The 24,253-nt window shown below is 40.4% G+C and carries 22 protein-coding genes and 2 pseudogenes; 3 read left to right on the forward strand and 21 right to left on the reverse strand.

Going from position 1 to position 24,253, the window contains the following annotated elements; translation table 11 throughout:
- Positions 1-6: 6 nt before the first annotated feature.
- The 14 genes from QM859_RS08645 to QM859_RS08710 form a co-directional block, all read right to left on the reverse strand.
- Positions 7-813, reverse strand: a complete 807-nt coding sequence (locus QM859_RS08645; protein WP_004254009.1) for a metal ABC transporter permease — start codon at positions 811-813, stop codon at positions 7-9.
- A complete protein-coding gene (locus tag QM859_RS08650; RefSeq protein WP_004254010.1) occupies positions 806-1,510 on the reverse strand; it encodes a metal ABC transporter ATP-binding protein in 705 nt (234 codons plus the stop codon). Before QM859_RS08650 ends, QM859_RS08645 begins: the two co-directional genes overlap by 8 nt.
- Positions 1,510-1,950, reverse strand: a complete 441-nt coding sequence (gene adcR, locus QM859_RS08655) for a zinc-dependent transcriptional regulator AdcR (protein WP_004254011.1) — start codon at positions 1,948-1,950, stop codon at positions 1,510-1,512. Before adcR ends, QM859_RS08650 begins: the two co-directional genes overlap by 1 nt.
- A 247-nt stretch (positions 1,951-2,197) precedes the next feature.
- Positions 2,198-3,466 (reverse strand): D-alanyl-lipoteichoic acid biosynthesis protein DltD, encoded by a 1,269-nt coding sequence (dltD, locus tag QM859_RS08660; RefSeq protein ID WP_070678271.1) that lies wholly within the window; start codon positions 3,464-3,466, stop codon positions 2,198-2,200.
- Positions 3,459-3,698, reverse strand: a complete 240-nt coding sequence (gene dltC / locus QM859_RS08665; protein WP_000351968.1) for a D-alanine--poly(phosphoribitol) ligase subunit DltC — start codon at positions 3,696-3,698, stop codon at positions 3,459-3,461. The genes dltD (QM859_RS08660) and dltC overlap by 8 nt, the downstream gene beginning before the upstream one ends.
- Positions 3,699-3,729: 31 nt before the next feature.
- Positions 3,730-4,974 (reverse strand): D-alanyl-lipoteichoic acid biosynthesis protein DltB, encoded by a 1,245-nt coding sequence (gene dltB / locus QM859_RS08670; protein WP_414262795.1) that lies wholly within the window; start codon positions 4,972-4,974, stop codon positions 3,730-3,732.
- The gene (gene dltA / locus QM859_RS08675) at positions 4,971-6,521 is read right to left on the reverse strand and encodes a D-alanine--poly(phosphoribitol) ligase subunit DltA (protein ID WP_004254019.1); all 1,551 of its coding nucleotides are present in this window, start codon (positions 6,519-6,521) and stop codon (positions 4,971-4,973) included. The genes dltB (QM859_RS08670) and dltA overlap by 4 nt, the downstream gene beginning before the upstream one ends.
- A 20-nt stretch (positions 6,522-6,541) precedes the next feature.
- On the reverse strand, positions 6,542-6,673 hold the full coding sequence (locus tag QM859_RS08680; RefSeq protein WP_004254020.1) for a teichoic acid D-Ala incorporation-associated protein DltX: 132 nt from the start codon (positions 6,671-6,673) through the stop codon (positions 6,542-6,544).
- A 450-nt stretch (positions 6,674-7,123) separates the two neighbouring features.
- Positions 7,124-8,296 carry a D-alanyl-lipoteichoic acid biosynthesis protein DltD gene (gene dltD, locus QM859_RS08685; RefSeq protein WP_036757958.1) on the reverse strand — a complete coding sequence of 391 codons (1,173 nt, stop codon included), beginning with the start codon at positions 8,294-8,296 and terminating at the stop codon, positions 7,124-7,126.
- Positions 8,297-8,333: 37 nt separating this feature from the next.
- Complete coding sequence (gene dltB, locus QM859_RS08690) at positions 8,334-9,488, reverse strand: D-alanyl-lipoteichoic acid biosynthesis protein DltB (protein WP_414262796.1); 1,155 nt, start codon at positions 9,486-9,488, stop codon at positions 8,334-8,336.
- A gap of 403 nt (positions 9,489-9,891) precedes the next feature.
- Positions 9,892-10,596 carry an MIP/aquaporin family protein gene (locus tag QM859_RS08695; RefSeq protein ID WP_293964555.1) on the reverse strand — a complete coding sequence of 235 codons (705 nt, stop codon included), beginning with the start codon at positions 10,594-10,596 and terminating at the stop codon, positions 9,892-9,894.
- Between the two features lie 70 nt (positions 10,597-10,666).
- A complete protein-coding gene (glpO, locus tag QM859_RS08700) occupies positions 10,667-12,493 on the reverse strand; it encodes a type 1 glycerol-3-phosphate oxidase (RefSeq protein WP_414262797.1) in 1,827 nt (608 codons plus the stop codon).
- Between the two features lie 41 nt (positions 12,494-12,534).
- Positions 12,535-14,043, reverse strand: coding sequence for a glycerol kinase GlpK (gene glpK / locus QM859_RS08705; RefSeq protein WP_247923914.1), 1,509 nt, complete (start codon positions 14,041-14,043; stop codon positions 12,535-12,537).
- 155 nt (positions 14,044-14,198) lie between these two features.
- A complete protein-coding gene (locus QM859_RS08710; protein WP_223334765.1) occupies positions 14,199-15,626 on the reverse strand; it encodes a helix-turn-helix domain-containing protein in 1,428 nt (475 codons plus the stop codon).
- 164 nt (positions 15,627-15,790) lie between these two features.
- Here QM859_RS08710 and hslO point away from each other — a divergent pair, with 164 nt between their 5' ends.
- Complete coding sequence (gene hslO / locus QM859_RS08715; RefSeq protein WP_414262798.1) at positions 15,791-16,663, forward strand: Hsp33 family molecular chaperone HslO; 873 nt, start codon at positions 15,791-15,793, stop codon at positions 16,661-16,663.
- Positions 16,650-17,630: a tRNA dihydrouridine synthase DusB gene (gene dusB, locus QM859_RS08720; RefSeq protein ID WP_006147761.1), complete on the forward strand. Its 981-nt coding sequence runs from the start codon at positions 16,650-16,652 to the stop codon at positions 17,628-17,630. The genes hslO and dusB overlap by 14 nt, the downstream gene beginning before the upstream one ends.
- Before the next feature lie 75 nt (positions 17,631-17,705).
- On the opposite strand, the gene QM859_RS08725 is transcribed toward dusB, so the two are convergent.
- Positions 17,706-18,398, reverse strand: coding sequence for a hypothetical protein (locus QM859_RS08725; RefSeq protein ID WP_414262799.1), 693 nt, complete (start codon positions 18,396-18,398; stop codon positions 17,706-17,708).
- A 275-nt stretch (positions 18,399-18,673) separates the two neighbouring features.
- Here QM859_RS08725 and QM859_RS08730 point away from each other — a divergent pair, with 275 nt between their 5' ends.
- Positions 18,674-18,904: a hypothetical protein gene (locus QM859_RS08730; RefSeq protein WP_004254045.1), complete on the forward strand. Its 231-nt coding sequence runs from the start codon at positions 18,674-18,676 to the stop codon at positions 18,902-18,904.
- Positions 18,905-18,940: 36 nt separating this feature from the next.
- Here the strand turns inward: QM859_RS08730 and QM859_RS08735 are convergent, their stop codons facing one another.
- From QM859_RS08735 to QM859_RS08760, 6 genes and pseudogenes are all read right to left on the reverse strand, one after another.
- Positions 18,941-19,714 carry an NUDIX domain-containing protein gene (locus QM859_RS08735; RefSeq protein ID WP_004254048.1) on the reverse strand — a complete coding sequence of 258 codons (774 nt, stop codon included), beginning with the start codon at positions 19,712-19,714 and terminating at the stop codon, positions 18,941-18,943.
- 73 nt (positions 19,715-19,787) lie between these two features.
- Positions 19,788-22,220: an ATP-dependent Clp protease ATP-binding subunit gene (locus QM859_RS08740; protein ID WP_414262800.1), complete on the reverse strand. Its 2,433-nt coding sequence runs from the start codon at positions 22,218-22,220 to the stop codon at positions 19,788-19,790.
- Between the two features lie 6 nt (positions 22,221-22,226).
- Positions 22,227-22,685: a CtsR family transcriptional regulator gene (locus tag QM859_RS08745; RefSeq protein WP_006147752.1), complete on the reverse strand. Its 459-nt coding sequence runs from the start codon at positions 22,683-22,685 to the stop codon at positions 22,227-22,229.
- Between the two features lie 228 nt (positions 22,686-22,913).
- Positions 22,914-23,212 (reverse strand): annotated as a pseudogene (locus QM859_RS08750) (DUF7675 family protein).
- Positions 23,213-23,265: 53 nt separating this feature from the next.
- Positions 23,266-23,478 (reverse strand): hypothetical protein, encoded by a 213-nt coding sequence (locus QM859_RS08755; RefSeq protein ID WP_414262802.1) that lies wholly within the window; start codon positions 23,476-23,478, stop codon positions 23,266-23,268.
- 103 nt (positions 23,479-23,581) lie between these two features.
- Positions 23,582-24,043: pseudogene (locus QM859_RS08760) on the reverse strand (ATP-binding cassette domain-containing protein); the annotation flags it as partial.
- Between the last annotated feature and the right edge of the window lie 210 nt (positions 24,044-24,253).

Consider the following 24,253-nt stretch of genomic DNA (forward strand, 5'->3'; position numbering starts at 1 on the left):
CTTCTCCTATTTGATAAAACGTTTGAGTAAGCTGACTACTAAAAAGACAACTACAAAGATAATGGTGATACTTGCACTTGGTGGTGTCTCTGCATAATAGGAAATATAAAGCCCCGCAACCATGCCTAGAAAACCAATGACGCTAGCAAGTATCATCACAGAACTAAAGTTTTTACCTAGACGCAAAGCAATACTTGCTGGTAAGACCATGATAGTCGATACCAAAAGCGCTCCCGCTGCTGGGATCATGAGTGCAATAGCCACACCCGTTACCATGTTAAAGAGAATAGACATGGTACGCACTGGAAGACCATCGACAAAAGCTGTATCCTCATCAAAAGTTAGAATATACATAGGTCTTAAAAAGAGGAAGGTCAGGATTAAAACAACCGCTGCAATAACAAAGAGACCAATGACCTGCTCTTGACTAATAGTCACAATAGAACCAAAAAGGTATTGGTCCAGACTCATAGAGCTAGAGCTCTTACCCTTACTCATAACAATAAGTGAAACTGCAAGGCCTGTAGACATGAGAATGGCTGTCCCAATCTCCATAAAGCTTTTATAAACCGTACGTAGGTATTCAAGGAAGACCGCTGCAATCAAGACAATCACAATGGTTGAAATGGTCGGAGAAATTCCTAAAACCAAGCCAAAGGCAACCCCTGAAAGCGAGACGTGACTCAAAGTATCACTCATAAGACTTTGACGACGCAAGATTAGGAAGGTCCCAAGAACTGGTGAAAAGAGACTCATGGCAATAACAGCCAAAAAGGCTCGCTGCATAAAATCATAAGACAATAGATTAAACATGCTCCACCTCCTGGTCACTTTCATGGACATTGAAGCAACGCCATGGGGAATCTTGGTCTCGGACCAGGTGAATATTACGATCTGCGTAGTCCTTAACTTCTTCAGGATCGTGAGTAATCATCAAAACAGCCTTGCCATGATGGTGGGCACTGTGGTGCATGAGTTCATAAAACTCATCCTTGGTTCCCGCATCCATCCCTGTCGTCGGCTCATCCAAGATAAAGATATCAGGATCTGAAGCAAACATACGTGCGATAACAGCCCTTTGCTTTTGCCCGCCAGAAAGGGAGCCAATGCGTTTATCCCGATGTTCCCACATACCAACAGAGTTTAAACTAGCCTTGATATGTTCCTCATCGTGAGCATTTAGACGACGGAACCAACCTTTTCTTGGATAGCGACCTGATTTGACAAATTCATAAACGGTACTTGGAAAGCCTGCATTAAAACTGGCAATCTGTTGAGGAAGGTAGGCGATTCTTAGTTTTGTCCCACGAGTATTGGTCTTTGAAATGGTAACTTTTCCAAATCTTGGTTGTAGAATACCAAGACTAGCCTTGATAAGAGTCGTCTTGGCGGCTCCATTTTCTCCAGTGAGGGTGACAAATTCCCCACTATCAACACTGTAATTGATATGCTCAAGCACAGGTTCCTTGTCATAATAGAAGGACAAATCCTCTACTGTGATGTATCTCATTACTTGATTTCTCCTACTAAAGCAGTTAAAAACCGCTGGATAATTTTTTGCTCCTCAGCCGAGAATTGACTAGCAACTTGTTCATAAGTCGAGAGGGTGTGCTCATGATGATGATGGTGCTCTTCAGCGATTGGTCGTGCCAAGTCTGTCAATTGATAGAAGATCACTCTTGCATCCTTAGGATCCTTGGATGTCTCCAACATCCCCTCTTTAATCAAGGACTTAATGGCCTTGGTGACAGCTGCTTGACTGACATTGAGACGGCGAGCCAACTCCGAATTCGTTAATGACTCCTCTGATAAGAGCATAAGAATATGCTCCTGGGTATTCGTCAAGGCCACTTCACTCGTGCAATGACCAATCAAAATTTCATGCTGATTTTCAGCTTTCAGGATTACTTCATTTAAAAAATGATCAATTTCTGTTGCTAATTGTCTCATGATTTGCCCCTTTCTTCAAACAATTTTTCTATTATTACAGTACTTTCAGTCTGTTTGTTTACTAGTTAAGTATATCACATCCAAGTATAGAGTCAAGAAAAAAGATGAAAACAATTTTTTATGTTTTCATTTTCTTGATCTCTTTTTACTTACCCTTATTCAAATGAAGAGGCCGCTACAACACTGTCCATTACCAAAAATCTTTCATTACAAAGAGCCCAAAACAAGGTTCGGGCTCTTTTGCTATTTATTGAAAATCTTTAATATTCCCATCGTAATTTGCCCAATCCTGGCTAAAGAATCGATCATTCATTTGGTAACTAGGTGCTGTTGTTGGATTGCTCAAAAAAGGATTTACAACCTTGTCAAACGCCAACCAACCTAACCAACCGATATGAATCGTATCCTTGACAAAGTATGGATCTCCTCCGTTTTTTGAAAAGTCAGCAATATTGGTAAAACCTTGACTTTCCAACTGGTAACGGATCTTTTCAACAGAGTGTTGATACATTTCCTCACTTAATCCGGTATAATTCATCCATTTTTTATTGACAGGTTGAAAGACAAAGAGTACATTCACCTTAGATTTGGCAAATTGATTGAGCACTAACTGCAAATCATTGTATTCCCTTGACTGGAGGAAGTTGTAATTTTTTTGATACCCTTCCCACTTTTTTAAATCTTTCTTAAGTTGAGTATTGTAAAAGTGGTTATCCATCCCCAAATCATTATTGGTCGTATTTTCCTCTGCATCCTTACGTGCAATATTTTCCAATTCTTCATACGAAAACTGATCTGGGAGACTGCTCAAATATTTTTCAATATGATCTTTATACTTTAATTGGCCTCGAATAGAGAATTGACCAAAAAGGGCAGCTTGTCTCTCATTGAACTCGGCAGAGATATTAACCATCGTTTGATCAAAGTCTGACAACTGTTCATTCTTAGCTATCTTCTCAACAATTCCTTTCATCGGAACTCTTGGATTTTGCTTTAAGAGTCTATTAGCCGCATATTGAGAAGCTACGTCTCCAGATTGATTCTCCAAGAAGGCAGTCAACTGATCATTGTTAAAATAAGTTTGAAAAATAGTCGGGTCATGATCCTCTTTTGTAAACCACTGTGGAGAGATTACAAATACCGCTTGTTTGTTTTCAAGTTCAGATGTGATTTGTTGCATCCCAAAATATTGACTAAGAGAAGCGGCTCCTGCCTGCCCCATAAAATACGGACGGTAGGAGCGATTATACTTTTCAGCCAACACTCCTGGATGCATGCTATCAAAACGAATCCATTCACTCGAACCCAAAAAGGGTATAAAACGCATATTAGGATCCGTGAGAGCTCTCACTTTTTGACTTCTCTCTTTGAAACTTTCTGCACTTACTGAGGCTGCAGAGTATTTTTCCTCCATTAGATTATGACTCTTACTACTAGGATAGAAAAAAATGAGTAGAAGAACCAATAAACCTGCAATAAGAATCGGCCCGAAGATTAACCACAGGCGTTTAAGCATTCTTTAACTCCGTAATCCCTGCCACGATTTTATTGGCTGTATTCCAATCATCACGGCCAAATTCTGTAACCGGGACACGTATATCAAAGCGATTTTCGATTTCTACGATCAATTCAACTGTTCCCATACTGTCCAAGACACCTGCGTCGAAAAGATCTTCATCCATCATGTCAGAAACATCTTCCATAAATAATTCATCGATAATTTCAATAACTTCTGATTTGATATCCATTTTTAAATTTCCTTCTATTTTTTAATTCCATTTATTTTTTAAACCATAAATCATTCAAAAATCCAGAAAAGATTAAGAATGAAACCATTACGACATGGAAGGTTATCACCATGCCAAGCAACTGAATCCAACGGTTTTCAGGAAAAGGTGGTCGCCCTGCTTTTTTCCGTTCTTTATTGAGCATTTTTTTCTTTCTGACCCAGGCATCATTCATCACTAAGCCTATCCCATGAAAGAGTCCGTAAGCGATATAAAACCATGTTATCCCATGCCAGAAGCCCATAAGGAGCATGTTCAGGATATAGGCGACACTTGAGGTCACATTTCGATTCTTAAAAAGCTTCTTTCTCGTCATCACCATTACCATGCGCATAAAGACAAAGTCACGGAACCAGAAGGATAAACTCATGTGCCAACGATTCCAAAACTCCTTCAAATCCCTTGATAAAAAGGGTTTGTTGAAGTTAATCGGACTACGAATCCCCATCAGATTTGAAATAGCTATAGCAAACATAGAGTAACCTGCAAAGTCAAAGAAGAGCTCCAAACCAAATGTGTACATGATGGCCACTACATAATAGTTAAAGACGCCGCCTGTTTGTAGAGCTAAATTCTTTAGCGGTGGTAATAAAATCTCGCCTAAAATATGAGCTAGGATAAATTTATACAGAAACCCCCACATGATATACCGAACGGACTCGGCTAGCATATCTAGCAACTCATCGTGCTCTGGTATCGTCTTATAATTTTCATTAAAACGTTTGAAACGATCAATAGGACCACTTGAAAATGTCGGCATAAAGAGAAGAAAACGCAAATACTCCCACATTTTCAAATCCTTAATAACTCCATCTCTAAGTTCGATGATGATTCCCACCGAGCGAAATGTCAAATAAGAGATTCCTACGAATCCCAGCAGAGACTGTGTACCGTTAATAGCTGGTTGCACCTTGACAAAGATGATGGGAAGGAGGGACAGAAAACTAACGAGGTAGAATACCCAGTTGCCATCCTTGCTTTTTCGATAGTGCTTGTAGAAAAGCAGGAGCAATATTTCCCAGCACAGATAAATACCCAAGGCAGCCAATTGATTGGTCTTGCCTCCCGTCAACATAGTGACTATAAAGAACAGACTAACCAATATTTCATACCAGCCAAAACGTTTTTTGAAAAAAAGACCGATAAAGATTGGCAAAATAGCAGTAATCACATACAAAAAGTACTGCGGATTCCCATAAGGCTCAATATGAGGAAGCTGTTTAAGAAGCTCCATCATCTATTGTTAACCTCACTAATCAACCCTTTGATGTCGATTTTCCCATTTGGAGTTAACGGCAAGCTGTCACGGTAGAGGAATTTCGAAGGCATCATATAAGACATCATAATATCTTCCAAGTCTTCCTTGATCGCTTTGGTAATATCAATCTCGCGCTCAAATTGTTCCTTGACCCCATCTTTTAAGATAACATAGGCCAAGAGATTTTGAACCTTGTGATCTTTATTATAGCGCGGTACCGCAACAGCCGAGTCAATGTACTGAGATTTGTTCAAGTTTTGAGAAACATCTTCTAGCTCAATACGGTAGCCGTTAAACTTGATTTGGAAATCCATCCGTCCACCGTAGAGAAGAAGGCCTTCATCCGTCATGGTTCCAACATCTCCTGTATGGTAGGCTGGCAGACCTTCAAATTCGAAGAAAGCTTCTGCTGTTTTCTCAGGATTATTCATATAACCTTTTGAAACAGCCGGTCCAGACACGATGATTTCTCCTTGCTCTCCATTTGGCAATTTGTTTCCTTCCTCATCAATGATGAAGGTTGGAGAATCTTCTTTGGTATAACCAATTGGCAAGCGTTTAAGTGTCGCTAACATCTCATCTGTGATAGCAACCGCCGACAAAGCAACGGTTGCTTCTGTTGGTCCATAGGCATTGATGATGCGCGCATTCGGGAAACGTTCACGCAGTTTTTGAGCCGTTTTAACAGTTAACTCTTCCCCATCAAAGTAGAAATGGGTAATGCCTGGCATCTTTTCAGCATTGAAATCTTCAGACAGCATGGCCATATCTGCAAAAGATGGTGTCGAAGTCCAGATAGCAATCGGAAGAGAAAAGATAGTTGCAAAGAGTTGTTTGAAGTCTTGAGTAATGGCTGATGGGAGGGCAAAAAGCGTTCCTCCAAGAGCCAAGGTTGGTGCCCAATACATGACAGACAAGTCAAAGGAATAGGGCGGTTGCGCCAACATTTGCGGACGTTCTGGCGTTGCAAACTCCTTGTCTGTAATCATCCAGTTGGTGAAGCTGAGCAAGTTATCATGTGAAATCTGCACCCCTTTTGGCTTCCCGGTCGTCCCCGAAGTAAAGATTATGTAGTAGTTATCATCCCCTTTGACCGGATGTTGCAAATCATAGGCATGCTGAACCGCACAAGCTTCACGCACTTGCTCCAAGGGCATGATTGGAGCAGCTGGGTTTCCCAATGGAAATTCATTGATAGCGATGATTAAGCTTGGTTCTGCTACTTCAAGAATGGCAGACACGCGCTCCAAAGCAGAATGGCTATCAATTGGGATATAGGCATGGCCAGATTTGGTCAAGGCCACAAAGGTTGCTAACATTTCATATTCTTGGCCACCAAAGACCACAACAGGTGACTTTTCAGGAAGTCCCATTTGGTCAATATGGGCTGCTAAGCTATCTGAATCAGCCTTCAATTGGCCATAGGTATGCTCTTCTCCAAGGACATTGTAGACCGGAAAATTAGGCTGCTTTTGAGCATAATGCTCAATGGTTTCAATCATATCTACTATTGGTTTATTTGACACAATAGGGTTTCTCCTTTAAGTTAAAATTCATTATAGATAAAGCTACCTTGAACCTGACCGAGATAACTAAAAAAGTAAAGCAGGCCCAAGAAAATGATAAAATACAAGGCTGTCCGACCAAGAAAGAGATAGAGTTCATTTCTCTGTTTCATCAAGAAAAACCTTTCATTCCTGTAATTTTCAACTAAAATAAAATCAATTTCTTACTAACTTATTTTCTGCTATTATACCACTTTATAAACTATTTTTTCAATTGTTTTCCGTCCATTTCCACTACATTTCAACATCATTAAATCGTTCCATATGATACCTTCTACTGATAGCTTTAATGTTTCCCAGTATAGATTATATTGGGAGCTACAACAAAGTAGGCTCTATACTACCTATAGAGGACTTCCCCACTATAAATATTATAGAGCCTTATCTTATGTCTCACTTTATCGGTAGAATTCCCTTTATCTAGAGATTTTTATAATATGTAATCTTAAAATTCACTATAGATGAAATCTTGAATGTTCGAAAAATCAGTCACAAAACAGTAGATTACGATGCTTAAAATAACTGTGTAGAAAAACAAGGTCCACAATAGTAAACGATGTGTGTCAGTTAGTTTCATTTGCAAATTTGTAAAGTTCTTTTTCAACTTCCATCCATCCTTTCACCCCAACGTGCATCACGTCGAATAAAAAGTAATCTTCATACTCTTTATTTCCATAGTTTAACACCGTAGCACCGTGGTTTTTGGCAATATTTTCTATTTTTTTGTAAGTTTCTTCACGCATTTCTCGTGAAACACCTGTGTAATCATTCCATTTACCATTTACAGGAAAGATAATGACTTCAACTTCAATTCCCAATTCCTTAGCAACTGTCAAGAAGAGTTCCATATCTGAATACTCTGGTGACTCTATGTAACTCAAGTCTTTGTTAGAATCTTTCAACGAAGCATAGCGGTCTCTCAAGTAGGTATTGTAGTAGTTATTATCCACAGCATAATCATTGTTATCTGTTTTCTTTTTAACTTCTTCTACAAACTGATCTGTCATCTGCTCCCAATTATAATCCGGAGTTTCATCCCCTAGTGCAGGATAGTCTGATTTGGCATGATTTTCATAGAATTTTCGTTTAAGCTTAAAGGAATAAACGGCATTGTCAAGTTCCAACAGTTTTTTATCAATGATTGTTCCTTTTCCTTCTATAAAATAGCTTTTATACTTTTTATAGATATCATTTTGTTGTTTGTTCCCTTTGGTAATCTCAATAATGCGATTAATCAGTTTTTCTTTCGTTTCCTTACTGATTTTCTCGTTATCTAGCATGTGAAAAATATGTTCCTGAGAGGCCTTGTTTAAGAAGGCGTCTTGATGAGTCCCATCCTTTTCGAACCATTGAACAGACTCTACGATAGCTACTTTTCGCTTACTCATAGCCCCCTCAATCGAGCTCAAGGTTGTAGCTTGAATGATGTTTTGAGAGTAACTGGTTCCTATCTGCATAATATTAAAATCATTGTAGTTAAAAATTTTATTGGGATGGTAATCTTCATTTATCGTCGCAACTAACTCTGAGGAACCCATTAGAACTAGTGTATTGGGAGTGATATTATTTGTTAGAATATCTCTACTTTTATACTTTTCATAAGAAGTGCTGTAGCGAATACTATTGTCCTTGACTTTATAATAGTCGTCAATCTTCTTGACATATGTCACATTTAAAAGAGCAAGAGTCGCAATTACGAGCACAAGCGATAGTAAAAATGCTTTTAACTTAATCATCTTGTTTTGTCCAATCTCCTTGTTTTAGCAGATCTCTTTATCTACTTAGAATTGCCATAATTATCTTATAAGGTTCACCTGAAAAGATAAAGAAGCCAACCATAACTAAATTCATGGTCACAAACCAACTTATTAGCTTGTACCAAGTTTTATTTTTATGTTTCTTATAAAAATTGCTTTTCTTTTGATAGATTTCAAATCCAGACATCAAGATTCCATGGTAAAAACCATAAGCAATGTAGCTGACACTAATTCCATGCCAAAATCCCATAACCAACATATTGACCATATAGGCATAGGCTGCATTGTGTAATCTATTCTTAAACCATTTCTTTCTGATAACCTGCATCAAAACTCTTGAAAATACGAAATCTCTCAACCATGTTGACAAGGTGATGTGCCATCTAGTCCAGAAATCCTTGATATCAATACTCAAGAAAGGTTTATTGAAATTCATCGGTGTCTGAATACCCAAAACATTACTGCTTCCAACAGCCATCAAACTATACCCCGCAAAGTCAAAGAACAGATAGAGAGTATACAGGTACATATATTTGATTGAGTAGACAACTGTACCAGTCTTGCTTAGAGCAAGTAGTATCTGGTAAACATAGGTTGATAAAACAACCTTGTAGAGAAGGCCTAAAACGATGCGGTAAATACCATCACCTGCTAACTCTAGGTAGTCTTTTCTAGGCATGACTTCATTGATCTCTTTTAGAAATCTTCTGCTACGATCGATTGGCCCAGAACTAACTGTAGGGAAAAAGAGTAGAAACTGCAGATAATCTTTTACACTGATTTTTTCTTTGATTAAACCATCCGATATTTCTAGCATGATCTGAATGGTCTTAAAGGACATGTAGGAAATCCCAATAAAAGCCAACAAATGTAGCTGGGTTATGGCAAAGACTTTATTGACCACTAAAGGTAAAATGGATAACATAACTAGAGGTTTTAACCGTTTTGAATCCATTCTTTGTGCTATGAAAACTAGGACATATTGGTAGATGATGAAAGCCAATAGATAAACAACCATGGATTTACTCTTACCATAGATGGCTCCTGCAAATAAAATTGACAGACTTAAAATATAATAATCCTTACGCTTGCCAAAATAGTTTAAAACAAAGCCAATCAGTAAAACCACAAACAATAGAAGGAAAAACTCATTCCCCTCAAAATAATTCATACCAGATGGACTCCTTTTCTCTTTTTCTCATCTCCTGATTTGTCATTTTAGGATTAGTCCCTATCATATTATCAAGGATAATTAACTTTATTCATTATATCATAATTTAAAAACTATATACCTCTATCATCCAATTTCCTAAAATAACAAAAACAAATGATCCTTACCACTAAACCCCAATAACAAGACAAAATTATTTACACAACAAATATAATTCAAGACCTAAAAGATTGATGAATGAACTAGTGAAGTACTCTGTTTTTTAGCTGAAATAATAATTAACACCAGTATATAAACTTAAAAAAATCAAAACGACCAAAATGAAGTGAGGCAGCGCTCCTTATTTTGGTCGTTTTTTGGTAAGTTATGTTTATTGAGATATAAATATTTGGGCTTTATTATCTTAGAAAAGTGAAAATACGAGAACTGCTAGGGCTGCACCAATAACAGGTCCTACAACAGGAATCCAAGCGTAACCCCAGTCACCATCTCCTTTGTTAGGAATAGGAAGGAGGCTGTGCATGATACGAGGTCCTAGGTCACGAGCTGGGTTGAGAGCGGAGCCTGTAGTTCCACCGAGAGACAAACCAATCCCTGCAATCAAGGTACCAACGGCAAAAGTACCAAGTCCTGCTTGAAGGTCATAAAGACCAAGTGCAAAGATGGTCAATAGCAAAACAAAGGTGCCAAGGATTTCACTGATTAGATTGGAAGTAGTGTCTTTGATAGCTGGACCTGTACTGAAGGTTGCAAGGATATTTCCAGGATTTTCTTCTGCTAGGTAATGCGGTTTGAACTGTAACCAGACAAGGACTTGCCCCACCATGGCTCCAGCGAATTGAGCGATGATATAAGGAATCACAGATGCCCAAGCTAGTCCACCATTAAGAGCAACCCCAATCGTCACCGCTGGATTCAAATGTGCCGGACTTAACTTGCCAGAGATAAAGGCTGCCACTGCAACTGCAATCCCCCAACCAAGAGTAATGACGATCCAACCTGAGTTATGGCTCTTCGTTTTCGGAAGAACCACTCCTGCTACAACCCCATTTCCCAAAAGAATCAGGATTAAGGTCCCTAAAAATTCACCAAATAATTCTTTCATCATATCGTTGTCTCCATTTTAAAGAAGGAGAGAGAAGGCAAGGAAGGCTTGTCTCCCTCTCTTCTAGTTTTTCTTAATTTTTCAATGCCGCTAGATCGTTGTTAGCAAGGGCTGCTTCAACATCCGCACGGTAGGCTGCTTTTTCTTCTTCTGACCAATCATAGAATCGTCCCATTTCATCCAGAACTGGCTCCACAATGCTATCCAAACTATCACGCATAAAGAGCATGTGGTTGGTACGGCGAAGGAGGAAGTCAACTGGGCTCAGAGCCAACTCATTGCGCATTGCATAGTGAAGGGACAAGGTATCTGCCAAGCTGAGTCCTGGCGCTTGTTCCAAGCTGTGAGCAAGGGCAAAGACTTTCGGTGCATTTGAACCGTAGAGATTTGCTAGGTAATGAGCTTCCTTGCTATCCAAGCCACGTGACACTCCAAGTTGAGCAAAGGCTTCAATTTCTGAGTCCACATTTGCTGGGTTCAATTCTCCGCCTGAAACAGGGTAAGTCTTAGAGTTGATGAGTTTAAAGCTACGGTCAAATTCTGCTTTAAGGATATCAACCACGCGCTCCATAGCCCCTTCAGCCATCTTACGGTAGTCTGTGATTTTACCACCAGCAAGGGTCAACAGGCCATTGTCATCACGGTCCAAGCTCGAACCACGTGAAACTGCAGATGGGTCCAAATGTTTCTCAGATGTGCTGCTTTCAAGCTTGCTGACAGCAGATTCAACATCTTCACGTGTTTTTTCTTTAGAGAGATAAGCCTCGACAGTCGCAATCAAGCTATTGAAGCTATCGTCACTAATGGTCCCGTTATTTCCGCCATTATAGTCAGAAGCGCTATTGCCTGCGATCAATGGACGAAGACCAGCCCAACTGCTTTCAATATCATCAACGGTGATCTTTGCTTCTGGGAAGCGGTTGTTGACAATGCCAAGTAGATAATCCACATCTTCCTGCGTCACTTTTGGATGTTCCAAATCACCTGTGTAGTCCGTATCGGTTGTACCAAAGTAGGTCTTGTTTTCACGTGGGAGAACAAAGACCATACGGCCATCTCCCAAACCTGTGTCAAAGTAAACTGGCTGTGAAACCTTGATCTTACTTGAATCCACTACCAAGTGCACTCCCTTGGTTGGACGCATTTGTGAGAATTGCGTTCCCTTATTAGACAGATTGCGTACCTTGTCGCTCCAAGGACCTGTCGTGTTGATAACCAGACGAGCCTTGATCTCAAAGACTTGGTCTGTCAACAAATCACGAGCTACGACACCTGCAATCTTACCACTTTCGTCAAAGAGGAAGCCTTCTGCCTTCACGTGGTTGGCAATGAGGGCACCATCTTGGTTGGCACGTTTGATGTTTTCGATCACGAGACGCGCATCGTTGTTACGGAAGTCAAGATAAACTCCACCTCCTACCAAACCTTCTTTCTTCAAGTTTGGCTGGCGTTCCAAGACTTCTTCTTTGCTCAAAACCTTGTTTGCAGCAGGCGTATTGTTAACCCCTGCCAATAGGTCGTACAAGTCCATGGCTACTTTGAGACGGAAAAGGCTAAATGTTGCTCCATCCTCGTCGTAAACTGGCAAGAGCATTGGATCTGGTTTTGGAATATGTGGAGCGACTTGTTGAACCACCGCACGCTCAGAAACTGTATCTGATACCACTTCCACGTCGAATTGTTTGAGATAACGTAGACCTCCGTGGACCAATTTTGTTGAACGGCTAGATGTTCCTTCTGCGAAGTCCTGCATTTCAATCAAACCAGTGTCAAGACCACTGGCTGCTGCCTGCAAAGCTACACCAGCTCCTGTAATCCCGCCACCAATAACCAAGAGATCCAAGGTGCGTTCCTGCATTTTTTTAATTGATAATTCACGTGTTTTCTTTGAAAATTCCATATTTACACACTTTCTATCTGAGTCACTTTATTCTTCCAATATTAGTCATCTACTTCCGCAAAGACTTGAGTTGCTTTCACAGCCTTCTTCCAGCCCTTATAGAGTTGTTCCTTACGAGATTCGTTCATCGATGGTTCGAAAAGTTCTCCTGTCTCGTTCAAGAGTTTCAACTCATCCAAGTCCTTCCAGTAGCCTACTGACAATCCTGCCAGGAAGGCTGCCCCTAGGGCAGTTGTTTCCAAGTTTTTAGCGCGTGCGATATCAATTCCCAAGATGTCAGCTTGGAACTGCATGAGGAAGTTGTTCATGGCTGCACCACCATCTACCTTCAAGACTTGGATAGCTGTCTGAGCATCCACTTGCATGGTGTCGATGATGTCACGTACTTGATAAGCGATAGATTGCAAAGTCGCCTTGATAAAGTCTTCTTTAGTTGTTCCACGAGTCAAGCCAAAGACAGATCCTCGAGCGTTTTGGTTCCAGTATGGTGCCCCTAGACCTGTAAAGGCAGGTACGACATAGACTTCGTCATTATTGTGAGAATTAAGAGCATATTTTTCAGACTCTGGTGAGTTTTCCACCATGCGAAGACCGTCACGAAGCCATTGAATGGCACTTCCTGCGATGAAGATAGAACCTTCCAAAGCATAGTAAACCTTGCCGTTAATACCATAACCAATCGTTGTCAAAAGGTTGTTTTCAGACAACTGCATTTCTTCACCAGTGTTCATGATGATGAAGGAACCAGTTCCGTAGGTATTTTTAACCATACCAGGATCAAAAGCCAACTGACCAAAGAGGGCTGCTTGTTGGTCACCTGCCATACCAGAGATTGGCACTTCTCCACCGTAGAAATGGAATGGAGCTGTCTTGCCATAGATTTCAGAGTTAGAACGAACTTCTGGAAGCATAACCTTAGGAATATTGAGGATTTCCAAAATCTCATCATCCCATTTAAGATCCTTGATGTTATAGAGCATGGTACGGGCTGCGTTTGAGTAGTCGGTCACGTGAGCTGCGCCGTCAGTCAATTTCCAAACCAGCCAAGTATCAATGGTACCAAAGAGCAATTCCCCCTTTTCTGCTCGCTCTTGAGCACCTTCTACATGGTCCAAAATCCAACGAACCTTAGTCGCTGAGAAGTAAGCATCGATGATCAAACCAGTCTTCTCATGGAATTTTTCCACATAACCTTGGCTTTTTAGTTGTTCAGCCAGAGGAGCAGTTTGGCGTGATTGCCAAACGATAGCATTGTAGATAGGGAGCCCTGTTTTCTTATCCCAGACGACAGTTGTTTCACGCTGGTTGGTAATCCCGATTGCCTCGATTTGACTTGGTTTCACACCACTTTCGATGAAAGCACCCGCAATAACTGACTGAACAGAGTTCCAAATTTCATTGGCATTGTGCTCTACCCAACCTGCTTGAGGGAAAATTTGAGTGAATTCTTTTTGGCTAGAGCTGACCTTCTCGCCTTTTTTGTTAAAAATGATGGCACGAGAACTGGTAGTTCCTTGGTCAATAGCCATAATGTATTTTTCTTGTGACATGTGCTGTCCTCCTGATAAAATCTTGAGGGGTTCCTCTTTACAGTAACTAGTATACAAAATAAAGCGCTTTCCTGTCTATCAATTTTTTTAAAATTTTAAAAAAAAGTGAGGAGATTGTGCGAATTTCACAAAAAAGACCTGAAAATTCAGGTTTTTTAGGCAAATAGCATCTGACGAATCGTAGCTAAATCTTCGATGTCCAAATCATTTTTCAAATAGTAGATAGGTGTTTGTTCTTTCTTATGAATGGGGTTATTGGTAACCAGCAAGTCATAATGACGAGTACGGTCATAGGCTTCGATGGTAATGAAGCGGTTGTACTCCAAATATCGTTTTAAAAGGGCCGACATTCTCGAAAAGACAAGGAAGCCTGCTGTTAGATCTAGCCCTATTCTCAGATGTTTGCCTGTATTTTCTGCCATATACTCCAACAACTGAAGCCATTCCCAAAGGATTTTTTTATCCAGATCCGTCCCCTGATGAAAGGCTGGCAAGGAGGCGAAAATTTTCTGAGCAATATCTCGAAAGTCATGCTCCATCAGCAAATAAGGGTGGCGATGCTCTATCTGATACTTGTATCGATCTTGCAAGATATAGCCCTTGTAGAGATAAACTTGACCACAAAGCTGACTGAGTTCATAGGTGACATGGTCCTCTGTGTAGTCCCCCAGCAACTCCTCCTTCTTCATTTCCTGGATCATTTGTGTCAGCAAATCGGCTAATTGCCCTCCAAAACCAAGAATATACTCCATAGTATGAAGAGGAAGAATACGATGAGAAAGGAGAAATGAAAAGAATATCATCATCTCCCCATCTTCAGTTCCTAGAGGAATGTGCTGGCCACCAAAAAAAGAAGAAGCCTTGCCAAGTAAACGAAGGTAGAAAATATTGTCAAAATACCCTCGCATTTTTTCTTCTATAACATGAAATTGACAGGCGTTAACCCGAAGGCGCTGTTGACTGATATGAGTCCAGAGAACCAAGTCTAATTTCTGACCCGAAGACAAGCTGGCACCGCAGATTTCTTCTAGAGTAGCAATATCCTGCTTTCTCTCAGCTTTCTGCATGTGACCTTCCCACTCCTGACTGGACCAGACCTTGCGGAAAAGGCAGAAATAAAAGTAACGAATCTGATGCTCTGGACCTCGCCAACGACCATTTTGGATGGATAAGTCAAACTCTGACAAAATATGATTCAAGCTAGACAAATGGCGACCAAGCGTGGCCTCGCTAATCATTAATTCTTGAGCCAATTGATGGGCTAGGAACTGTTGGTGATAGAGAAGGTAAACCAAAATTTGGTACTTAATGGCATTGTCTAGAAATAAGCTCCGAATCTCTCTCCCCTTTGTGGCAGTACCGACAGACAGACGCAGGCTTTCATCATCCAAGTGGATGGTCAGCTCTAACCCTCTTTCTAAAGCATTTTCGTTAATTAGAGAGATATACTTGGTTAAGGTCGCCTTTGAAAAACCTGTTTCTTCCATGGCTTCCTTGACTGTTGTCTGCGAATCTTGTAATAAAAAGGAAAGGACTAAAAATTGACCAGATTCGGCTTTTTCCATCAAATCACCTAAATACATTTGTTACCCCTTTCATTTTCTCCTACAAGCATAGCATAAATCTTTCAAATGCTGAAATAATCTGTTTCTCATTTTATTTTAAAGCTGATTTCCTCGTCATTATTCCTCAGAAACAGCAAACACACCACTCCCTCTTTGGGCATTTTTATGCTAAAATAGTAGCTATGGATAAAATTATTAAAACTATATCAGAAAGCGGAGCTTTTCGTGCTTTCGTTCTTGACAGCACGGAAACCGTCCGCACTGCTCAAGAAAAACATCAAACTCAAGCCAGTTCAACTGTTGCACTTGGCCGTACCCTTATCGCCAGCCAAATTCTCGCTGCCAACGAAAAAGGAAATACCAAGCTAACCGTCAAGGTTCTTGGAACTAGCTCCCTCGGTGCCATTATCACAGTTGCAGATACCAAGGGTAACGTCAAAGGCTACGTTCAAAACCCTGGAGTTGATATTAAAAAGACTGCAACAGGAGAAGTCCTCGTTGGACCTTTTGTCGGAAACGGTCAATTTCTAGTGATTACAGACTATGGCACTGGAAATCCCTATAATTCCATGACGCCTCTTATCTCTGGAGAAATCGGTGAAGACCTAGCTTTCTATCTTACAGAAAGTCAACAAACGCCTTCAGCAGTTGGCCTCAATGTTCTTTTAGACAAAGACGACAAGGTCGAAGTTGCAGGTGGTTTCTTGCTCCAAGTATTGCCAAATGCCAAAGAGGAAGAAATCGCACGTTTTGAAAAACGAATCCAAGAAATGCCTGCTATTTCTACACTTCTGGAAAGCGATGACCATATTGAAGCCCTTCTCAAGGCCATCTATGGTGACGAGCCCTACAAACGTCTGTTCGAAGAAGAAATTCGTTTCCAATGCGACTGCAGCAAAGAACGCTTTATGGATGCTCTCGCTAGCCTCCCAAGCTCAGATTTACAGGAAATGAAGGGTGAAGACCACGGGGCAGAAATCACTTGTCAATTCTGCCAAACAACTTATAACTTTGATGAAAACGACCTGGAGGAACTCATTCGTGACAAATCTTAATACACCTTTTATGATTGGGAACGTCGAGATCCCAAACCGAACGGTCCTCGCACCCATGGCAGGTGTGACCAACTCAGCCTTTCGTACTATCGCAAAAGAACTTGGTGCAGGCCTCGTTGTTATGGAAATGGTCTCTGACAAAGGTATCCAATACAACAACGAAAAAACCTTACACATGCTTCATATCGACGAGGGCGAAAACCCTGTTTCCATCCAACTTTTTGGTAGCGATGAAGACAGTCTCGCACGCGCAGCAGAATTCATCCAAGAAAACACCAAGACAGATATCGTGGATATCAACATGGGCTGTCCAGTTAACAAAATCGTGAAAAACGAAGCTGGGGCTATGTGGCTCAAGGACCCAGATAAGATTTACTCTATCATCAACAAGGTTCAATCTGTCCTTGATATCCCCCTCACTGTCAAAATGCGTACGGGCTGGTCTGACCCATCCCTAGCAGTTGAGAATGCCCTAGCTGCCGAAGCTGCAGGTGTCTCTGCCCTCGCTATGCACGGCCGTACACGTGAACAGATGTACACTGGTCACGCGGACCTAGAGACCCTTCATAAGGTTGCGCAAGCTCTTACCAAGATTCCATTTATCGCCAACGGCGATATCCGCACAGTCCAAGAAGCTAAACAACGCATCGAGGAAGTCGGTGCTGACGCCGTTATGATTGGACGTGCAGCTATGGGCAACCCTTACCTCTTCAATCAAATCAATCATTACTTTGAAACTGGAGAAATCCTGCCTGATCTGACCTTCGAAGACAAGATGAAAATCGCCTACGAGCACTTGAAACGCTTGATTGACCTTAAAGGTGAGAATATCGCTGTCCGTGAGTTCCGTGGACTGGCTCCTCACTATCTCCGTGGAACATCTGGCGCTGCTAAACTCCGTGGAGCCATTTCACAAGCCAGCACTCTGGCAGAGATTGAAGCCCTCTTGCAGTTAGAGAAGGTATAAGAGACAACAAAAACCCGTAACTTCAACTGAGTTACGGATTTTCATTTGTTTTGTTAAAAGTTTTACCGCCAGATTCTATGGTTGAATCAAAACAACACTAGATACCGTACCATCTGCCCCTGTTGTAATTTGGATAATTTTTCCTCCACCCACTTCAGCATTGTATTTTCCATCATCAAGGGTATAAGAATAGCTTTGGATAGAATAGTTTTCTTTCTTACCATCGGCAGATTCTACTGTAAACTGACCACCTGATGAAACAGTGATAGTTTCACCATTAGTACCCTTCCAATTTCCAGCCACAGCTGAAAAATCTTTGTCCACCATGGTCAAGACGCCTTTATAACGTTTGTTGTGTTCTGCCTGCTTGTCTTGAAGTTTGCGATCAGTTGCTGGATCATAAGCTGACTGATTCGGGTTTGCTTGTGTTCCTTGTTGATTGGATGGGGCTTGAGAAGGGGTTTGCTTAGCAGAAGGTTCTTGATTTTGTTTTGTTTCTGGTGCTGGTGTTGCTTGCGATTGATTAGCAGTAGTCGTTGACTGATCAGAAGATGATGACTTAGCTTTTTCTGATGAAGTTGAATTTGATGATTTCTGAGTTTTGTTCTCTTTACTTGAAGAACTCGCCTTAGAACTAGAAGATGCTTGTGTTGTCTTACTAGAATTATCACTTGCAGTGTTCTCTTTCTTATTTCCGCATGCTCCTAAAAGCAAAGTTGAAGCCAATACTGCTACTGCTAGTAAACGAATTGAATGTTTTGTTTTCATGATGCGCCTCCCATGTAATCTTTTTGAAATGTTATGAAATACTTCTGTAATGTTATTGTAATATTTGTTTTAGGGTTTGTCAACTATTTATATATGGTTTTGGTTTTTATTTATATTTGTTTTTTTTAATCCTCCTATCTCTATTATTCGTTAAAAATTTAAAAAACAGGAAATTTTTCCTACTAAAAATACTATATTTTATAAGTGTAATCGCTTGCATTTTTTTCTTGAAGGGCTATAATAAAATTGAAATAAGATATTGGAGGTGTAGGCTTATGTTAAGAAACTATTACAAGTATCTTCCTTGGTTGATTTTAGCTGCTTTCGTTTCTTATGGGGGTGCTACTCATTACGCTCAAACAACATTTGATTTGTTCTACCTAACTGCCATTTTCATGATTGTCTACGTGGCTTTATTGTATTTACACGAACATTATTTAAAATATAAATACAAAGATTTATTCATTCGAATCATGAGCAATTCTAATAAAGATAAACATCCTTAAACAAAAAGAGGTCGAGAAAATCCCGACCTCACTTTTTTATTTTAATCGATAAATAGTGATAACTTCCTTCTGAGGAATCCGTTTAAATCCAACTTCCTCTATGCTATGACCATATTTCGATAAGAAACTATCACTCGTACATGATTTGCCTGGGCATAGAGTCTCAATGAGGGCTAACCCATCATCCACTGTGAACTCATCCTCTAGTAAATAAAGGAAACGAGCGTCATAGTCGATAGCTTCTTGAATCTTCTTGATGGATGTTTGAATAATGGATAAGTGGTCAAATGCAAAGTCCTTCTCGTCAAGTTCTTTGCCATCCAAGTAACACTTGCCTGTGTGAAAATCAACATCTACAAGAACGACTTCTTTTGCATCATCTCCTGCCTGGACTAAGTCAAGAGCTCGACTAGGTAGGTAAACCAAGTGGGCAATGGTAACTGTCCAACCTCTGGGATCACGACCAGGAGTAGATACTGTCACTAACTGTTCAATCTTTTCTAGTGGAAGTTCAAGATTAATTTCTTCTTTTACCTCACGTTGACAAGCATGGGCAGCATCTTCCCCTTTATCCATAAAACCACCAACTAGCGCTAAACAATTTTGAAAAGGGTGTGCCTTCCGACGAATCAGAAAGAGTTTCATTTTCCCTTCTGCAAAGCAATAGGCTACCATATCCACAGTCACACTTGGTTTTTCATACTGAGGGAGTGCTTGCTTGTGGTACCAGTCTAAAAATTCAGCTTGACTAGCGTGAACTTCAAAGTACTCTTTTTCTGTCATCCCGGTTGGAATTATCTGATTCATCATCTTCTACTTCCTTTCTGCTTTTGATGGCAATAAAGAGGGTGGATCTACAAATTATAGATTAATAGTTCTTGTTTTATACAATGTCGAATTTCAATTGACCAGCTTTGACACCAATTTTAAGTGTCTTACCTTCTTTCAATTCACCTGTAAGAAGGAGTTCTGCTAGTTTGTCTTCTACTTCTGTTTGCAGAGTTCTGCGCAGTGGGCGAGCTCCCATTTCTGGATCATATCCCTTCTGAGCTAGAAGCTTAAGGGCAGATGCTTGGAGTTTCAAGTTAATTCCTTTTTCTGCAAGACTTGCAATCAATGGTTTGACCATAATCTTAACCACTTCTTGCATATCTTGACTTGACAAGCTATGGAAGACCACTTTTTCATCAATACGGTTGATGAATTCTGGACGATAAGCTTTTTTCAACTCTTCGAACATCCGTTTTTCCATATTTTCTTGGTCAAAACGAATATCCTTAGCTCCAAAACCGACTGTCTTATCATCACGAAGAGCTGTTGCACCAAGGTTTGATGTCATGATAATGATGGTATTTGAAAAATCAACCTTGCGACCCTTACTGTCTGTTAAGACACCATCATCCAAGACCTGCAAGAGCACATTAAAGATATCTGGGTGGGCCTTTTCTACCTCGTCAAAGAGCAAGACTGAGTACGGTTTGTTACGAACCTTCTCGGTCAACTCTCCGCCCTCTTCGTAGCCTACATAACCTGGAGGAGCTCCATTGAGACGACTGGCTGCGAATTTCTCCATATATTCACTCATGTCAAAACGAATGAGGGCTGACTCGTCATCAAAAAGAACTTCTGCCAAGGCTTTGGCCAATTCGGTTTTACCAACACCTGTTGGTCCTAGGAACATAAAGGATCCAATTGGACGTTTGTTATTGCGAATACCTGATTGATTTCTGCGAATGGCACGACTGATGCTTGATACCGCTTGTTCCTGACCGATAACACGTTTATGCAGTTCAGTTTCAAGATTGAGATACTTCTTGGCATCCGTTTGTGTCAATTTTTGAACTGGAATACCTGACAAGCGACTGAGTGTTGTCAAAATATCTGATTCTTTTACCAGATCTCTATAGACCGGAACTTCCTGCTCTTTTGCAATGAGCTGAGTTGCTTGTTTCCATTTGCCATCCATCAAGGCCTTGTCTGCTGCTGTTAAACCTGACTCATCTTTTTTAGCGTGCTTCGATTTATTTTGGACAGTTGCTGCCGCTTCATCCAAAAGATCAATGGCTGCGTCTGGCAAGTGACGACTAGTCAAATAGCGATGTGCCATTTTGACAGCTGTTTCGACTGCATCATCTGTAATTTGGACATGGTGGTGTTTCTCATAAGTTGCTTTCAAGCCACGCAAGATAGCCATACTATCAGCCACACTTGGTTCCTCAATCATCACTTTTGCAAAGCGACGAGAAAGGGCTGCGTCTTTTTCGATGTGTTTTTGGTATTCTTCCTGAGTGGTTGCCCCAACAGTTCTCAGAGTTCCACGCGCTAGGGCAGGTTTCAGGATATTGGCCGCATCCAAGGTCGAATCAATACCACTTCCTGATCCCATAATGGTATGAAGCTCATCGATAAAGAGGATAACCTTACCGTCTTCCTCGATATCTTTGATAATATTGTTCATACGTTCTTCAAAGTCTCCACGGAAACGGGTTCCCGCAACCACATTCATCAAATCAAGTTCTAGGACTCGCATCTTAGCCATCTCATCAGGTACATTTCCGTTGGCAATTCGTTGCGCAAGACCAAGTGCTAGAGCTGTTTTACCGACACCTGCATCTCCAACTAGAACTGGATTGTTTTTTGTTTTTCGACTCAAGATTTGGATCATACGAGAGATTTCTTGGTCACGTCCAATAACTGGTTCCAATTTGCCTGAACGAGCTTGCTCTGTGAGGTCATGAGTGTAATCTTCCAAACCACCACTTGGAGTTTGAGGCATACCCATCATATTTGCCATAGAATTTTGTTTATCTGCTACTGATCTGTGGCGCTGACGCAGAGCCTTCAAATCTTCCTTTGTCCAACCAGCACGCGCTTCAAGACTACGACGAAGCCCAGCAATCTTGACTTGATCTTTCTGGTCTTCATAAGAAAATCCTGCTTTTTCCAAAATGCGAGTAGCTAGGGCATTGCCATCATGCAAGATAGCGTAGAGAAGATGCTCTGTTCCCAATGCTTTGGCATGTACCACCGAAGCAACATGTTCCGCCTCCAACATCAAGACGTTCAAACGATAGGAAAATGGGAGTTCCTTGTAATCTTCCTTGTGGTTATAGTTGGCTTCTGTCAACTCTACAGCCACTTCCTCTAAACGATCAATCTCATACGGAAATTCATTTAAAGTTGCTCCAGCAACACTGTAGCTATGATTGGCCATGGCAATCAGCAAATGCCAAGACTCTAGGTAATCTGCATCAAAGCGACTCGCTACCAGAAAGGCGCTATCGATGCATTCTCTCAATGCTTTTGAATATTTCATGTCGTTTTATTTTCCTTTTCTATCTACTTCATGCAACAACTGACGAAGCATATTGGCACGAATATAATTAGCTTCCTCACCTAGAATTCGGTCTGTCCCCATAGCTAACAATAGATTCATCTCTTGGCGGGTCATGAGTTCTTGTTCGACTAAGAGTCTTAAGACATCTTCAAAGATGACTTGGTTAACCTCATCACCCACTGAATACAACAAATCGCGGAGCATATCATGATGGTTAGAGAATTCAATACGACCAATGCGAATATAACCTCCACCACCACGTTTACTCTCAACTAGATATCCTCTACTCTCTGTAAAACGAGTCTTAATCACATAGTTGATCTGGCTAGGTACGACTTGAAAGGTATCCGCTAGCTGACTTCGTTGCAATTCGACGATACCAGATTGTTCTAAAATCGCCTTGATATAGGCTTCAATATGGTCCGATGTATTTTTAAATTTCATAGCTTGCTACCTCCTTCTTAAACTTTGACTATCTTTGACTATACTATCATTTACAACTCTATAAGTCAAATTTTAAAGGCTAAGACTTTGGAAATACTGAGTTTCTTTAAAAACAATTAGGCATTAAATCGCCTTAGTTTTTCTTGAAAGTTCCTAAAAAAGTCTACAAAAAAGAGCCCTAAAAGGGCCTTGAAAGCAAAATAAAAATCCCTAATCTAAACAAATATTTTACAACTTTCTATCCGAGAAAAAATCTCTCCAGTAAGAATTTTCTCTATCAAAAATTTCAACCTCTTCTTCAGTCATATTGTGAGGATAGTCAAGAAAAAGGTTATAAATTTTTTCTTATCAAAGCTGAACAGAAACTCTCCTATAACACCTATCTTATCAATCCACCAAACTTTTGAATCTTCACTATCTTTGTAAAAATCACTGTACCCTTCAAGATTAGACTCCGAAATAATGGGTTCATCTATTTCATCGAATGGGTCTTGTTTGCTGTAGTCATTTAGTTCATTATTTAACATTATTTAGGGCCTTTCCATCATCTATTGAAATAAAATATGACCATATTTTGATTTTATGATACTTGTGGAAAAATTTCATCCCATATATCCACTAAACTTTTCCCGTCAAAAACTTTAGCTTCCATAGCTTGATCAATTGTATCAAACTGCTGGCCTTCATAATCATATCCAACTACACAAATGCTGGATAAGAAACAAGCACCTCGGCCATTAACATTAAATTCAAGATCTGTATCTAAATATTTTTTAATTTCTTCTTTTTTCATCACATCACCATACGTCAATTATATCACTTTTTATCTATCAGGATTTCCATTTATAGAAAAAAGAGAGCAAGTAAAGAATAAACTTCACCAACTCTCTTCATTTCTAATTATTTAAGCCCAATTCCGCTAAAATTTGTCGTTTGTAGGCAATTTTTTGAACTTCCTTGTCTTCGGCTTCAGACCAGTCGAGTTTGACTTCAGAAACAATCTGCCCAGGGCGATTTTTCAAGATATAAATGCGGTCGCTGAGATTGAGGGCTTCCTCGATACTATGCGTGATGATGAGCGTCGTCAGGCCTAGCTGTTTATGAATATCCAGATACCAGGCATGAAGTTCCATCTTAGTCATCTCATCCAAAGCGCTAAAGGCCTCGTCTAGAAGAAAGAGCTTATGCCCGAAAAGGTAGGTACGGAGTAAAGCAACACGCTGGCGCATCCCACCACTGAGTTCATGAGGGTACTTATCCCTTACAGCCGTCAACTGAAAGGTAGCAAGAATTTCATCTGCTTTGGCAATGGCTTCTGCCTTGTCCACCTTTTGGATCAAAAGGTGCAAAATTAGGCTAAGTTTTGTTCCCTACGCTGGCATTACCCAGATCAGGTGCGGTCGAAGTTTAACACTTCCTCTCAGACTGTACACAGACTCCCATATATTATATGGACATATGATAACGAAAAATAAATAAGATGTCAAGGAAACTGCTTACAGAAAAGAGAGTGGGACAGAAATCGGTAATTCGTTAGAATTCGATTTCGTCGTCCCACCTCCGCACAG

It is taken from the genome of Streptococcus infantis, assembly GCF_047463175.1.
Taxonomy (GTDB): domain Bacteria; phylum Bacillota; class Bacilli; order Lactobacillales; family Streptococcaceae; genus Streptococcus; species Streptococcus infantis_AC.